The 13,888-nt window shown below is 40.9% G+C and carries 13 protein-coding genes and 2 pseudogenes; 6 read left to right on the top strand and 9 right to left on the bottom strand.

The window, feature by feature from the left end; translation table 11 throughout:
* Positions 1-1,224, top strand: a 1,224-nt coding sequence (locus tag CV014_RS09630) for an ankyrin repeat domain-containing protein (RefSeq protein WP_236141816.1), incomplete at its 5' end; no start/stop codon positions are given.
* Between the two features lie 78 nt (positions 1,225-1,302).
* Here CV014_RS09630 and CV014_RS09625 read toward each other — a convergent pair.
* The gene (locus CV014_RS09625; RefSeq protein WP_236141400.1) at positions 1,303-2,376 is read right to left on the bottom strand and encodes a transposase; all 1,074 of its coding nucleotides are present in this window, start codon (positions 2,374-2,376) and stop codon (positions 1,303-1,305) included.
* A 257-nt stretch (positions 2,377-2,633) separates the two neighbouring features.
* Here CV014_RS09625 and CV014_RS09620 point away from each other — a divergent pair.
* A protein-coding gene (locus CV014_RS09620) for an IS630 family transposase (protein WP_236141815.1) occupies positions 2,634-3,712 on the top strand; the annotation gives its coding sequence in 2 pieces (ribosomal slippage) (positions 2,634-3,102 and positions 3,102-3,712; 1,080 coding nt in all).
* Positions 3,713-3,717: 5 nt separating this feature from the next.
* Here CV014_RS09620 and CV014_RS09615 read toward each other — a convergent pair.
* Positions 3,718-4,115 (bottom strand): annotated as a pseudogene (locus CV014_RS09615) (helix-turn-helix domain-containing protein); the annotation flags it as partial.
* On the opposite strand from CV014_RS09615, the pseudogene CV014_RS09610 reads away from it, so the two are divergent.
* A pseudogene (locus tag CV014_RS09610) lies at positions 4,110-4,823 on the top strand (RNA-guided endonuclease InsQ/TnpB family protein); the annotation flags it as partial. The pseudogenes CV014_RS09615 and CV014_RS09610 sit on opposite strands and share 6 nt — an antisense overlap.
* A gap of 132 nt (positions 4,824-4,955) precedes the next feature.
* Here the strand turns inward: CV014_RS09610 and CV014_RS09605 are convergent.
* Positions 4,956-5,555 (bottom strand): TetR/AcrR family transcriptional regulator, encoded by a 600-nt coding sequence (locus tag CV014_RS09605; protein ID WP_236141814.1) that lies wholly within the window; start codon positions 5,553-5,555, stop codon positions 4,956-4,958.
* 282 nt (positions 5,556-5,837) lie between these two features.
* Complete coding sequence (locus tag CV014_RS09600; RefSeq protein WP_236141813.1) at positions 5,838-6,341, bottom strand: GNAT family N-acetyltransferase; 504 nt, start codon at positions 6,339-6,341, stop codon at positions 5,838-5,840.
* Between the two features lie 160 nt (positions 6,342-6,501).
* On the opposite strand from CV014_RS09600, the gene CV014_RS09595 reads away from it, so the two are divergent.
* The 3 genes from CV014_RS09595 (at position 6,502) to CV014_RS09585 (ending at position 9,493) form a co-directional block, all read left to right on the top strand.
* Positions 6,502-7,245: an ABC transporter ATP-binding protein gene (locus CV014_RS09595; RefSeq protein ID WP_103139052.1), complete on the top strand. Its 744-nt coding sequence runs from the start codon at positions 6,502-6,504 to the stop codon at positions 7,243-7,245.
* Positions 7,246-7,363: 118 nt separating this feature from the next.
* Entirely contained in the window at positions 7,364-8,827 is a 1,464-nt protein-coding gene (gene dacB, locus CV014_RS09590) for a D-alanyl-D-alanine carboxypeptidase/D-alanyl-D-alanine endopeptidase (RefSeq protein WP_236141812.1), read from the top strand.
* Positions 8,828-9,025: 198 nt separating this feature from the next.
* Complete coding sequence (locus CV014_RS09585; protein WP_236141811.1) at positions 9,026-9,493, top strand: hypothetical protein; 468 nt, start codon at positions 9,026-9,028, stop codon at positions 9,491-9,493.
* A gap of 87 nt (positions 9,494-9,580) precedes the next feature.
* Here the strand turns inward: CV014_RS09585 and msrB are convergent, their stop codons facing one another.
* The 5 genes from msrB to CV014_RS09560 form a co-directional block, all read right to left on the bottom strand.
* Positions 9,581-10,075: a peptide-methionine (R)-S-oxide reductase MsrB gene (gene msrB / locus CV014_RS09580; RefSeq protein WP_236141810.1), complete on the bottom strand. Its 495-nt coding sequence runs from the start codon at positions 10,073-10,075 to the stop codon at positions 9,581-9,583.
* Between the two features lie 11 nt (positions 10,076-10,086).
* Positions 10,087-10,260, bottom strand: coding sequence for a hypothetical protein (locus CV014_RS09575; RefSeq protein ID WP_236141809.1), 174 nt, complete (start codon positions 10,258-10,260; stop codon positions 10,087-10,089).
* On the bottom strand, positions 10,261-11,406 hold the full coding sequence (locus CV014_RS09570) for an FUSC family protein (protein ID WP_236141808.1): 1,146 nt from the start codon (positions 11,404-11,406) through the stop codon (positions 10,261-10,263).
* A 209-nt stretch (positions 11,407-11,615) separates the two neighbouring features.
* Positions 11,616-12,422 carry a type 1 glutamine amidotransferase gene (locus tag CV014_RS09565; protein WP_236141807.1) on the bottom strand — a complete coding sequence of 269 codons (807 nt, stop codon included), beginning with the start codon at positions 12,420-12,422 and terminating at the stop codon, positions 11,616-11,618.
* A 124-nt stretch (positions 12,423-12,546) separates the two neighbouring features.
* Positions 12,547-13,884 (bottom strand): Mur ligase family protein, encoded by a 1,338-nt coding sequence (locus tag CV014_RS09560; RefSeq protein ID WP_236141806.1) that lies wholly within the window; start codon positions 13,882-13,884, stop codon positions 12,547-12,549.
* Positions 13,885-13,888 lie beyond the last annotated feature (4 nt).

The raw sequence follows: 13,888 nt of genomic DNA, 5'->3' as shown, positions 1-13,888 counted from the left end.
CCACAGTGGTTATTAGAGGAAACCAATATAGAACTAAAAAATACTTTAGTGCAAGCTATTACTAGCAACCTTGAAAGCAATAAGATTGGCTATTTTAAAGAAGCTTTGGAAATTGCAGCTAGGTTGGGAAGGCTAAATACCATTCAACAGATATTAGCATTAAAAACATTTGATGGTCATGCTCTATCTAATGTACTGGCTCATGGGGTGTGGAGTAAAGATATTAAAATTTTAGAAATTTTAATTGCGGCTGGTGCTTGCTTGAATCTCCGCACAGAGTGGGGTACACCTCTAATTGCTGCGGCTAGAACAGGAGACGTGAGTATTGTTCGTTATTTGGTAGAAGCAGGCGCAGATCCCAATCTGTGGATTGACGATGATGGCTACATGAGTCCGCTTTCAGAAGCAGTCTATGAAGGACATCAGGAAGTTTGTGATTATTTACTGCCTTTAATTACAGATGCAGAAGAAATTGAATACGCCGCTAGAGAATTACCAAAAGCTGTAATTCGCAAACAGCGACGAGAACATCAATCCCTACAAAAATTCTTCAACGCTATTTTGGACAGTGATACCCCTACAGTACGTGAGTTAGTTGCACAAGGTTTAGATATCAATTCTGTAGATGAATACGGTAACACTGCTGTTCATTGTGCAGTTAATGTTGGCAATGTGCGAATGATCAAGTTACTTGCAGAATTAGGAGCCGATTTAAATCGCCTTAATGAAGATGGGGAAACACCTTTGATGCGTGCAATTGGGATCTATGCTTTTCAAGCCAGGGCATTGCGGACTTTGATTCGTGCTGGTGCTGATGTCAACTATAGAGATCATGAAGGATATACAGCTTTGAATCGTGCAGTTTTAGATGACATTATTCCCCCAGTGTTTGCCAAAATCCTGCTCAAAGCTGGTGCTGAATATGGTTCTTGGCAAGGAACAGAAATTTTCTCAGCAGCAGAGAGTGGTAGTGTTAGGTTAATTAGGATTTTAGTAGCCTCTGGGATAGATGTTAACCAGTTCTCTGATACAGATGGTTTAACTCCACTCATGAAAGCCGTCATCAAATCTAAAGCTTGGGCAATGCGTGCTTTAATCCATGCTGGGGCAAATGTTAATAGTAGAACTGAAAATGGTGAAACAGCCTTATTCTTTGCAGAAAATACAGGCAAAAAACATCCGGTAATTAAAAAGATTTTGCTAAAAGCTGGCGCGACTTACTAAGGGACTTCCAACTTAAAAAATATACTATCACTTTGATGGCAAGGGGGCGGGGGGCTTTTAAGGGTAGGGGTTTAAAAATCAGGCAGTAGAGAGAGTGATTTTCAAGACATGAAGTTGTGGAGTCAAGTTAGGCCAAGGTTGAGGGAAAAAGCTACCGATGGGTAAAGGTTCTCGATTAAGAACAGCAGCTTTAATGACTAAAAATCCACGCCGAAAACAACTCAAGCAACGATGGAAAACACTATGTTTGAAATTGCGTCGAGCAACATGAGTGGGTGGTAGCTCATCTAAACTACTAATGGGTAGATTGGCATCAACTTCTCCACCGACGCTAACTTGCCACAGAGTAGCAACAGCCATCGCCAACCAATGCCTCTCGGCGCGTTTGGGGTGAGTAATTTTGGTGCGATGCCAACCAAAACCGCCGCGTTTGCCATCTTTAAACAGACACTCAATCCAACAGCGCATGGTATACCAGCAAGCATCCGCAATTTCCGGTGGTAAATCGGTGAGAATTAACCAAGGGTCAGCATAACCCTCATCATGGCGAGCTACCAAAGTACATTTGACAGAGTTAGTTTTGAAACAAGTAACTAAACCAGAGAACGACTGACCAACTTCCGAGACCAAAGTATTTAAAGGTTGCCAAGATTCAGTTCCTTGAGGTTTGAACTGTCCAATTTGGTTAATTCGCATAAATGGATGCCAACCCAGGGATTGAATTTGTTGATATAGCCAGTCGGCATACAGTCCACGGTCTGTTGTCACTATGACAAACCAATCTGCTGGTACAGTCTCACTGATGTCGCTTAATAATTTTTGCCAGTGCGGTTTCCAACTTCCTGGTTTAGTTGCCTCCACTATTTTCCAGGCTATGGGAATTCCACAACCCCTATAAACAACACTAATCGCTAAGACTGTAAATCTATCACTCAATGTTGTGGCATCAGCTGCTAATGCCAACCGTTTTTCCTCTTGTGGCCACAGACTCAGAATCCATAACAACAAAGGTCTAAAACACAATGTCACATCTAGTGTTGCCCGTCCTGTTGTTGCTTTTGTTTTATCTTCCCCATCTCTTAACCATTCTCTGAGTTGCTGACGTACTGTATTTTCCTTTTTTCCCAATAACTCTGCTAAGAACACTGACACTGTTGTCAGTCCACATGATTGGGTCATCACTATCCCAAAACTCCACATTGCTATAGGAATCATATTTGATTTCTGAAAAAAACTGCGAGATAATACGGTCAGAGAGACCTGTCTAATAAAGAACAATGATAAACCAGCATCTAGAAATGGCGATACCTGCGGCGGACGTAGTGATCGCAGAACTATAGGGATCATATTTGATTTCTGAAAAAAACTGCGAGATAATACGGTCAGAGAGACCTGTCTAATAAAGAACAATGATAAACCAGCATCTAGAAATGGCGATACCTGCGGCGGACGTAGTGATCGCAGAACTACAAGAATTTATAGATAGTCGTCCAGATGCTCGTGAAGTAAGAAAAGCTTTGGCAGTAAAACTAGTTTATCAAGGTTACAAGTATGAAGAAATTCAAACAATTTTAGATGTGTCAGTTGGTTCAATAACAAGCTGGAAGCAAGCTTACCAGGAAAATGGAATTTTGGGTTTGCGCTTAAACTATAAAGGCAGAAAAAGTTATTTGAGTGATGAACAGTTCCTCCAAGTATTAAGTTGGTTGCAAACTAAAGAAATTTGGGAGCTGGGTGAACTGGAATATAAATTAGCATTTGAATATGATGTCATCTACGAATCGAAACGAAGTTACTATGATTTATTTGAAGCAGCAGGAATTAGTTGGAAAAAGACTACAGGCTTGAATCCAAAGGCTGATCAAGAGGTGGTGGCTGCAAAAAAAAACAAATTGAAACATTGCTGGCAAGCAACAGAGAGGAGATAGAAGCACGAAAGCTGAGAGTATTACTAATAGATGAGTGTCATTTATTATGGGGAGACGTAACTGGTTATGTTTGGGGAAGAACTGACCAAGAGATAGCAATTGAAGTCGTTAATGAACGAGATAAGCAGACATATTATGGTGCAGTTGATTATCTCAACGGAAAGCTACTCTTGAAAGCATATAATGATGGTAATTCAAAGAATACGATTGATTATTTACGTTATTTATTAGACCAGTCTCCCGACCAAAGATTGCTTCTTATTTGGGATGGTGCTTCTTATCATCGTTCACATTTAGTTCAAGACTTTTTAGGCGAGATAAATCAAGGTTTACCGCCGGAAAAATGGAAAATTCATTGCATTCGTTTTGCTCCTAATTGTCCATCGCAAAATCCTATAGAGGATATTTGGTTACAAGCGAAAACCTGGATTCGACGCTTTTGTGCTTTAATTCCAACATTTCGCCATTTAAAGTGGATGTTTGAGTGGTTTCTCCGAAATACTATGTTTGATTTTATGTCCCTTCAGATGTACGGAGTTTTTTCAGAAATCAAATCCTAGTCCTATATCAACAATACTCTCAATAATCCTGCTTCTATTTCTTTTGTGCGGCTTGCCAACAATGTCTCAATCTGTTTTTTTTTACTGCCACAGCTTCCGGCTCGGCTTTTGGATTCAGTTTTGTAGTTTTCTTCCAACTAATTCCTGCTGCATCAAATAAGTCATAATAGCTGCGTTTTGACTCATAAGTTACATCGTATTCAAAAGCCAATTTATATTCAAGTTCCCCAAGCTCCCAACATTCCTTTGTTTGCAACCAACTTAAGACCTCTTCTCGTTGTTGAACACTTAAGTAGCTTTTTCTTCCCTTGTGGTTCAGGCACAGTCCCGAAATTCCATACTCTTCGTAGGCTTGTTTCCAGCTTGTTATCGAACCAAGTGACACATCTAAAATTGTTTGAATGTAGAAAGTCAACCTACAAATCAAATAGTGGGTATTGACTTGGGGTTGAAATACTTCATTGCTGACAATAAAGGTAATATTGAACCTTCACCCCAGTTCTACCGTAAATCTGAAAAACAGTTAAACCGTGCCAACCGCAAAAAGTCTCAGAAGTTCAGCAAAGAGAAGAAAAAAGCTCACGCCAGACAATCAAACAATTACTACAAAGCTAGAAATAGATATGCTCGTAAGCATTTAAAAGTAAGTAGGCAGCGAAAAGAGTATTGCAAGAGATTAGCATACTCCGTCATCCAATCTAACGACTTGGTAGCCTATGAAGATTTAAATGTAAAGGGTTTGGTACATAATCGACATCTAGCTAAATCAATTTCTGATGCTGGTTGGTACACTTTCCGAGAGTGGTTAGAATATTTTGGTCATAAATATGGGAAGGTAACTATTGCAGTTCCTCCCCACAACACAAGTCAAAATTGTTCTAACTGTGGCGAAAAAGTGAAGAAATCTCTGTCTACAAGGACTCATGTCTGTCCTCATTGTGGGTACTTGGAAGATAGAGATATCAATGCAGCAATCAACATTTTGAGACTAGGACTCAGTACCGTAGGGCATACGGGAACTTACGCTACAGGAGATTTGCCCTCTTGGGCGGTTGGCCGAGGCCTGCTGTCTAATGGCGAGTCTGTGAATGTAGAATCCCCGTCACTTTAGTGCGGGGATTGTCAATTGTGCAAGCTTCGCCCGACAGAATCACCCGATTGGGTGAGTATAATTTGGGAATTGGGTATGGGAATAAACATTAAATCGAGCGTGTCCCATGCCCAATTCCCTATGCCCCATGCCCTATGCCCTAATTCCTCTCACAAAAACATCCACACAAGTGGCAATATATTCTTTGCTGCTGTAGCTGTTGGGTTGGAGTTTGACTTCATGACACAACATTGCCGCCAGCAACATTCCTCTAAACATATCTACTGCTGCTTCTGGATTAATTTCCGGTCTGACAGTTCCCCGTTTTTGGCATGATTGCAAATATGCAACTAGTTTTTCACCCAAAGGCCTAGCGGCTTCTTCTATTACTTGTTTGGCTGCTTCTGGATGACGTTTAGCTTCGCCAATAAAAGTCCGAATTAAATCTTCTTGTGCTTTGAGCATGGCATGATATGACTGAGCATAATTATATAAGTCAGTTTTTAAATCTTGCGTCCATGCTTCTGGGTTAGCTAGGGCTTCAGTCTGGACTGCGATCGCATTTTCAATTACAGCTTTTAACAGTTGTTCTTTGCTAGTAAAGTGACGAAATAATGTTACTTCATTTACGCCGGCGACACGAGCTATTTCACGGGTAGTTGCACCTTGAACACCTAAACTGGCAAATACCTGGGAAGCAGCTTCTATTAATCGTGTGCGGGTAAGGGCAGAAGAACGAACAGTTTTGATCATTACGGGATTTTTATGGGTTGCTGGCATTATTTAAGATTCATTGAAAAATGGTTTTAAATTGAGATAAAGTCATTTTAAATACAATTGAAAAAGATTTTCAAAAATTACAATCAAATGCTTTATTTAATATTTTCATCATAACCTTAACTGCTATCTTAAACATAAAACCACTGTAAAATTGCATAATTATCTTAATTTTTAACACCTTTCAAAGCAATCATCTCTAATTACAACTCTAGTTCTATGATTTCCGTACATGAATCATGCTGCATTTAAGGTAATTCAAAATTCCTTCTTCATCTCAGTTACCGGCACTACTAAGCCGCTTCCTAAATAATGAGGTACTCGTTTAATAGGCATAAATCCTAAACGTAAATAAAAACCTTCAGCGTAAAGACTAGCCGTTGTGATGACGTTGTGAAAACCTTGCTCGAATGCTTCTGAGCAAAAATTTTCTACTAAAATGCGTCCAAATCCTCGTCCTTGATAATGAGGGTGGACGTACAAACTAATGAGTTCATTTCCTGTAAAGCTGGCAAATCCTGTGATAATTTCATTTTCGGTTGCCACCTTGATAGTATCTAATTTCAAATACTTAAAAATACTGGAATTATCTGGTTTATCGAGGTAATTACGCCAAGCCAAAAGTTCTTTACGAGTGTAAAAAGTTGCTGGCAAGGCTTTGATTGCCGCAATGTGGATAGCACTCAGTGTCCATGCGTCTGTTTCCTGTGCAGGCCGCACATATATTTCTGGGGCAGTCATTGGTTTTAGGATTGCAAGCAAGGTGATTGAATACTGCTGACAGACTCAATAGAAATTTTAGTTGCGTTGGTGACGCTTTGCCAAAGGCCTCGGCTCCCTGTACCTGCCGCCTTGTGATCAAAGTGATAGTATATTTTTTAAATTGAAAGTCTCTATATTTAATCTCAGTGTAAGGTTTTATATGTCAGGTTCAACTCATAATTCATCTTTGCTTCTAGAAGTGCAGAATGTCCATGCTGGATACATCAAAGATGTTGATATCCTCCAAGGTGTGAATTTTCGGGTTGAACCAGGAGAATTAGTGACGGTAATAGGGCCTAACGGTGCGGGTAAATCAACCTTAGCCAAGACGATTTTCGGCTTGTTGACACCGCATACAGGAAAAATCACTTTTAAAGGCGAGAATATTGCTGGACTTAAATCAAATCAAATTGTGCGTCGGGGAATGTGCTATGTACCCCAAATTGCTAATGTTTTTCCCTCTTTGAGTGTAGAGGAAAATTTAGAAATGGGGGCTTTTATCCGCAATGATGCTCTCACACCCCTGAAAGATCAAATATTTAGGATGTTTCCTAAATTGAGCGATCGCCGTCGTCAACGTGCTGGTACACTGTCAGGAGGCGAACGGCAGATGTTAGCAATGGGTAAAGCTTTGATGTTAGAACCCAGTTTATTGGTGTTAGATGAACCTTCTGCCGCTTTATCCCCGATTTTAGTCACGCAAGTATTTGAACAAATCAAGCAAATTAATCAGACTGGTACAGCAATAGTCTTAGTTGAGCAAAATGCCCGTAAAGCTTTAGAAATGGCTCATCGTGGTTATGTTTTAGAATCTGGACGGGATGCTATCTCAGGCCCCGGACAAGAACTATTGACTGATCCTAAAGTAGCGGAATTGTATCTCGGTGCAGGAAAGGGGCATTAATTAATAGTCAATAGTCAATAGTCAATAGTCATTAGTCATTAGTTATTGGAGGTAGGATTTTTCTACCTTGTCTCTCTTGTCGCCCCCTATACTCTTACACCCTTACACCCCTTTTGTAATGTTTAAACAAGTTACTCTTAGCTTAGTGCTGTTGTTGGTGAGTAATCATCTTGGTGTCATGCTACAGCCTGTCAAGGCACAAACACCACCTACACCAATAAATACCCCTAAATCAATATGTGCGTCTCAAGTTGGAACAGCTATAGATGCAGTAGTAAATCGACCCCAATTTAACCGGAGTCGTTGGGGAATTCTTATCAAAGCACTGTCATCTGAACAAAATCTCTATAGTCGTGATGCTCAAAAATATTTTATTCCCGCTTCTAATACTAAATTGTTGACTACAGCAGCAGCATTACAACAATTGGGGGCAAATTTTCGTTTCCGTACATCGATTTATCAAAATGGTAATGATGTTTTCACCCTTGTCGGTAGAGGCGATCCTAGCCTTGGTGATACTCAATTACAAACCCTTGCTCAACAGCTAAAACAAAAGGGTGTCACTCAAATTCAACGATTAATTGCTGATAATACTTACATCCAAGGGGATATCGTTAATCCTACTTGGCAATGGGAAGATGTGCAATCTGATTATGGTGCGCCAGTTAATAGTTTTATTGTCAATCAAAATATTTTCGGGTTGGAATTAAAACCCCAATCTGTGGGAGAAACTCCGCAGTTGATTTGGAAAGATAATAATGAATCAAGACAATGGTTAGTCATTAATCGGTCTGTGACAGTTGCACAAACACAACCAAGTAACATCAATATTAGTCGTGATTTAACTGGTAAAATTTTGCGAATCGAAGGGCAATTAGCCGCTAATTCTGAACCCTATGTAGTAGATTTACCTGTAGTTGATCCTGATTATTACTTTTTGCGGCGTTTTCGTGCGGCTTTGGCAACAGAAAACATTACTTTGGGTCAAACTTTAGTTACTCCTGGTATTACTAATCAACAAGAAGTAGCATCAATAGAATCACCACCTTTATTTGAGTTAGTCATAGAAACTAACCAAAATAGTAACAATCTTTATGCAGAAGCCTTGTTACGTGCTTTGGCGGTGCAAGAACCCAAGCCGCAAAATCAAAACACTGCTGATCTAGGTTTGCAAGTATTGCAAAAGAGTTTAACGCAATTAGGTGTTGATCCCACAGGTTATCAATTGGTTGATGGTTCTGGGTTATCACGACGAAATCTCATTACTCCTGAAGCATTGGTGCAAACTCTAGAGGGAATGGCGAAAAGTCCGGTGGCGAATGCCTATCGTGCATCTTTACCTATAGCGGGAAAGAGTGGTACTTTAGCATCTCGCTTGCGGAATACCCCAGCAGAAGGAATTGTGCAAGCTAAAACAGGCACATTGAGGGGTGCAGTTTCGCTCTCAGGATATATGAATCCGCCCCAATATGAATCTATGGTTTTTAGTATTATGGTGAATCAATCCGAACAGCCTGCTAGCGTTTTAAGACAAGGAATTGACGAAATAGTGGTTTTGTTGACACAGCTACAACGCTGTTAATACAAAAGGCAATATTTTCTGCAATTGAATTTGCATAAGCGATCGCAAAATCGATGATTAATCATTAAACCGATAATTTAATACGCTTCAGTTAAGGTCTTGATACCTCTAACCCCCGTTGAAAAAGGGATTGTAATGTTTCAATTTCACTAACTGAACCGTATTGACCTATAATTTTAGTTATAAAAGGTAAGACTTATGATTCATCACTTTTCCATCGCTGCGGAAAATCCCCAACGCGCCGCCACAGTTTTAGCTGAAGTATTAAACGGACAAGCCTTTCCCTTTTTCCCCAATCCAGGTAGTTACATGGTGTTTCCCTTGGATGAACACGGAACAGGGATTGAAGTTTATCCCATAGAAACCGAACTAAAACCTGGTGAAGATGAGGCTCAATGCACATTCGCTAAATCCCCCCATGTTTCCAGATATACAGCCACCCATGCGGCTGTCTCCGTAACTACAACTCAAGAAAAAATTGAAGAAGTGGGACGAAGAGAAGGTTGGCGAGTTGTTCGTTGTAACCGCGATTCTTTCTTTGATGTCATGGAATTCTGGTTAGAAAACAGAGTCATGATTGAGCTGCTAACACCAGAAATGGCGGCACAATATTTAGCAGTGACTAAGCCAGAAAATTTGCAGCAAATGTTTGCAGCAGCAGCTTGAGGAAGTAGAGGGCAGGGGCAGGGGGCAGAGGAGATGAAATGCAATGCCCAATTCCCCATGCCCAATGCCCAATGCCCAATTCCCAATTTAAGCCGGGATAAATTTCAGTGCAACACCATTCATACAGTAACGCTGACCGGTGGGTACAGGGCCATCATTAAAAACATGGCCTAAATGCCCACCACAACGACTGCAATGCACTTCAATTCTGGTCATAAAAAATGACCGATCTACAGTAGTTGCGATCGCGCCTTCAATGGGAGCGAAAAAACTTGGCCAGCCAGTACCACTATTGAATTTAGTATCCGATGTAAATAAAGGCTGATCACAACCAGCGCAGACATAAGTACCCGCCTCATATTGCTTATCAAGGGGGCTAGTAAATGCCCGTTCTGTGCCGTGTTGACGCAAAACCCGAAATTGTTCTGGCGATAAAATTGTCCGCCATTCTGTGTCAGTTTTAGTAATTTCAAATTCAGTATTAGAAGTTGCCATGATGCTAGACCTTGGTAAAAAAATGGGTGGTAACAAAGCTGTGCCAAATAATGCAGCACCAGTTTGCAAAAAGTAACGTTTGTCCATATATCTATATATTATGGGGCATAGCTTGAAAGTGCTGAGTGCTGAGTGCTGTTAGCGGTAGCGCGGCGTTTAGCCGGTGCTGAGTGCTGAGTAATGAGTAATGAGTAATGAGTAATGAGTTGAGAAATAAATTCTGCCTTGTCTACCTTGTCCCCAATCCCCAATCCCCAGTCCCCAGTCCCCAATCACTCTTCACTCAACATAGCTGCCATTCTTTGCAGTTTTCTTCCTACTTCTTCCATTGTGTAGAAGAAGGTAAAAAATCTGAGTAATTCATCGATTTCTTGATCTGCTTGCTGTAGTGTTGATAGTTGGTTCAATTTTTCTGTGGCGTGATTAAGAGCTGTATCAATCTCTGGCAAAGATAATTGCGATTTTGTAGACTTAACAGCGATCGCTAAGGTCAGCATGGCATTTTGGGTTTCTTGTGCCAATTCGGTAATTTGGGATGAAAGCAGTTGCCAAAACGTATCTTGCTGTCTAGCTAAGACAGTGTGTTCCATTGTCAGGATATGTTCCCACACCCTGCGGATGAGGAATTCCCAAGCCTCATTAATTTGAGCTTCTGGGGGTTCACTGGTTTGTCCTTGTTTCACCTCTTGCCACAATTCCCGTCCTGTCCGCAGGGATGTAATGATGTTGAGTTTGAGTGTATCGACGCTAGGACGGTCATATGTACCTGTAAACGCACAGTTAATAACTAAACTATAGAATTGATCTAAGCTGATGAGTGTTTGAGATAGACAACGCCGCAATTCTTGATTAGCACGGGCAGGAAAAATAAAGTTATTTACTACTAAAGCGACAGCAATACCTAAAAGAGTTTCTAAAAATCTGTGCCAAGCATATATCCAAGGTTGTTGACTATGGCTCAAAATTACGATCGCTGATACATAGCCTGCTAATTTAGCAGCTTCCTGAAATTTCCAGGTGTAAGCCAGAAATATAGTAATAAATACACATATTCCCAAAGACCAGAAATTACTACCCAACAAAATCACGAAGAATGCACCAGCAATAGCACCAATCGCCGTACCTATCAATCGCTGAACGCCCAATTTTAGGGTGCTACCTTGGGTTGATGACATGACGATAATAGCGGCAATGACGGCATAAAAGGGGTAATCCCACTGCAATCTTTGAGCAATTACCAAAGAAACTGTTGAGGCGATGGCGATTTTAAAGGCCATTCGGCTTTGCAGAGTTAATGACAACCCTTGAGGCGTAACAGCCCAAGTTTGCAAATTGAAGAGAATTCTGGAAAAAAGCGATCGCGGTTGATGTTTGATTGGTCTAACCACAGGCGGAGGGTTATCTGGATGTTTTACCATTCCCGTCGGGATAATAATAGCTGATTGTAAGAAATCTAGCGCAAATTGAGTTCTTACTTGTGATTTTTCTTTTTCTTCCAGATTTAGTGGGGAGTGGTGAGTGCTGAGTGGTGAGTGCTGAGTGATGAGTGGTGAGTGCTAAGTGATGAGTGCTGAGTGATGAGTGCTGAGTGGGGAGTGAAATAAATTTTACTCAGCACTACTCAAAATCAGGCTAAAACAGTGGGTTTTGGCGGACTAACTTGTAGTTTTTTGAACATTGATTCCCTTGCTTGCATCGCTAAAGTATCTTCTAAAGGCTGTAAAGTAATTAGCTGCTGATACTTTAGTCGCAATGCTGTTTGAATTAGCCAGTCAGCCACAAAGGGGTTTTTTGGTAATAGTGGCCCGTGGGAATATGTGGCTATGGCATTTTGATAAAACGCGCCTTCTGTTCCATCTTCGCCGTTATTTCCTAAGCCATATATCACTTTTCCTAAAGCTTCAACTTTACCTAATTTAGTGCGTCCGCCGTGATTTTCAAATCCGACTAAATAGGGTTTAGTTCCTGTCATCTCTTCCAAATCTTTGGCGAGTCGGCTGGCTGTAACTTCTATTACTAAGTTACCAATACAACGCTTGGTATTTTCCCCAGGATGAACAGAGACTAAATCGAGAATTCCTAACCCTTCAATACGTTGTCCAATTCCAGGTTCGTAATAATGTCCTAAAAGTTGGGGTGAACCGCAAGTAAATACTCCTGGTGTACCATTTTCGATTTTCTCGCGGATGGCTTCAGCTTTCGCGCCTTGCAAGTCACGCATCACAATTTCTTGTTGTCTATCTTGCGCGCCACCACCTACTATGACATCTACAGATTTAATCTCATCTGCTGTGGCGTTTTGGTCGAGGGGTAATACTTTCACACTATATCCCCGCCATTGGGCGCGACGTTCTATAGTAATCACATTACCGCGATCGCCATAGGTACTCATTAATGTAGGATATAGCCAACCGATTGTTAATTCTAGATTCATAGGGACTGGGGATTGGGGATTGGGGACACTTCGACAAGCTCAGTGCTTCGCTGGGGACTGGGGACTGGGAATTATGGGATCAGGTTTTTTCCTAATACCTAATCCCTAATACCCAGTCCCTAATTTAAAGGATTTTTCTACCTGTGAGAACTTCTCGCACTTCTAGCATGGCTGAGTAAGTGGGGAGGATGTGCAGGGTTTCATTCGGGGGTGTGTGTTCTAAGGCTGTGGCGATCGCTTGCTTTAAGTCTTCTTCGACAATTAAATTTATATTACTTTGGGGCGTTTTTTCGCTGTAACGCAGACGTAAAGCCATATCATAGACGCGATCGCCACTCACTATTAATGTACCGCCACGTTCGACTAGTTTTTCTGTGTCTACGTCCCAAATCCAGGATACATCTGTACCATCGGGGGTGCGATCGTTTAATACCATTAATGTGGTTTTATCGGTGCTTTGGGTGACGACACGAATCGTTTCATTTGTACCGACGGGATTTTTTGATAATAAAATTCTGACACGTTTACCATCAATTACTAAATCTTCTGCACGACCGAAAGCAGCTTGAAAGTTATTAATAGTATTGCGAATTGTATTTTCATCTACACCTAATTCTTTAGCGGCAGTGGCGGCTGCTAAAGTATTGTATTTGTTATATAAACCAACTAAAATTTGTTGCCATTCGCTACTAACTAAGGCTGGTTGACTCTTAGTAAACCCACAACTAGGACAAGTGAAATCGCCTAAGTGAGATAAATACACACCTTGGTAATCTAAAGAATGTCCACATCTGGGACAATATATAGAATCAACAGCATGGGGAATAGCTTCTAAATAATGTTGTGGTTCATTTAAGCCAAAAAATAAGACTTTTTGGGGTAACTGTTGACCGAGATGGGATAAAGTGGGGTCATCAGCATTAGGAATAACAACTGTTTCCGGCGGGAGAGTTGCAATAACTTTTGTCCAGCGTTTACTAATAGTATCAACTTCACCATATCTATCAAGTTGATCCCGAAATAAATTCAAACATAAAATAGCTTTTGGTTGGAGTGGTGTTAATACCTTGGGGACAATATTCTCATCTACCTCCAAAATTGCATAGTCAACATCAAGCGTTCCCACCAAATTGGTACTTTCCAGAAAAGCCGTCATCAAACCATTTTCCAGATTTGCACCCGTGGAGTTATGACAAACGCGGAAGCCTTTATTTTCTAATATCGTGCGTAACAACAACGCCGTAGTAGTTTTACCATTAGTCCCAGCAATGATAATCACGCCATTTTTAACTTGCTGGCTCAACAATTGTAACAGCCTGGGTTCAATACGGCGCGCGATCGCCCCTGGTAATACACTAGCAGCACCCAACCGCAGCGATCGCACCCCAAAGGTGACACTTTTCGCCACCAACACCGCAAACCCTAAACGCACTCTATCTATAAGTTTTATCTTATTACCCACATCT

This window comes from Nostoc sp. CMAA1605, assembly GCF_021596505.1.
GTDB lineage: Bacteria > Cyanobacteriota > Cyanobacteriia > Cyanobacteriales > Nostocaceae > Trichormus.
The sequence above is the reverse complement of the archived record's forward strand: the minus strand, read 5'-3'. Positions and strand labels throughout refer to the sequence as shown.

Bases quoted from the DNA above. Each gene is read 5' to 3' on its own strand.
- CV014_RS09605 (WP_236141814.1), bottom strand. From the start codon at position 5,555: ATGATCAAAACTGTTCGTTCTTCTGCCCTTACCCGCACACGATTAATA.
- CV014_RS09595 (WP_103139052.1), top strand. From the start codon at position 6,502: ATGTCAGGTTCAACTCATAATTCATCTTTGCTTCTAGAAGTGCAGAAT.
- dacB (WP_236141812.1), top strand. From the start codon at position 7,364: ATGTTTAAACAAGTTACTCTTAGCTTAGTGCTGTTGTTGGTGAGTAAT.
- CV014_RS09585 (WP_236141811.1), top strand. From the start codon at position 9,026: ATGATTCATCACTTTTCCATCGCTGCGGAAAATCCCCAACGCGCCGCC.
- msrB (WP_236141810.1), bottom strand. From the start codon at position 10,075: ATGGACAAACGTTACTTTTTGCAAACTGGTGCTGCATTATTTGGCACA.
- CV014_RS09570 (WP_236141808.1), bottom strand. From the start codon at position 11,406: ATGGTAAAACATCCAGATAACCCTCCGCCTGTGGTTAGACCAATCAAA.
- CV014_RS09565 (WP_236141807.1), bottom strand. From the start codon at position 12,422: ATGAATCTAGAATTAACAATCGGTTGGCTATATCCTACATTAATGAGT.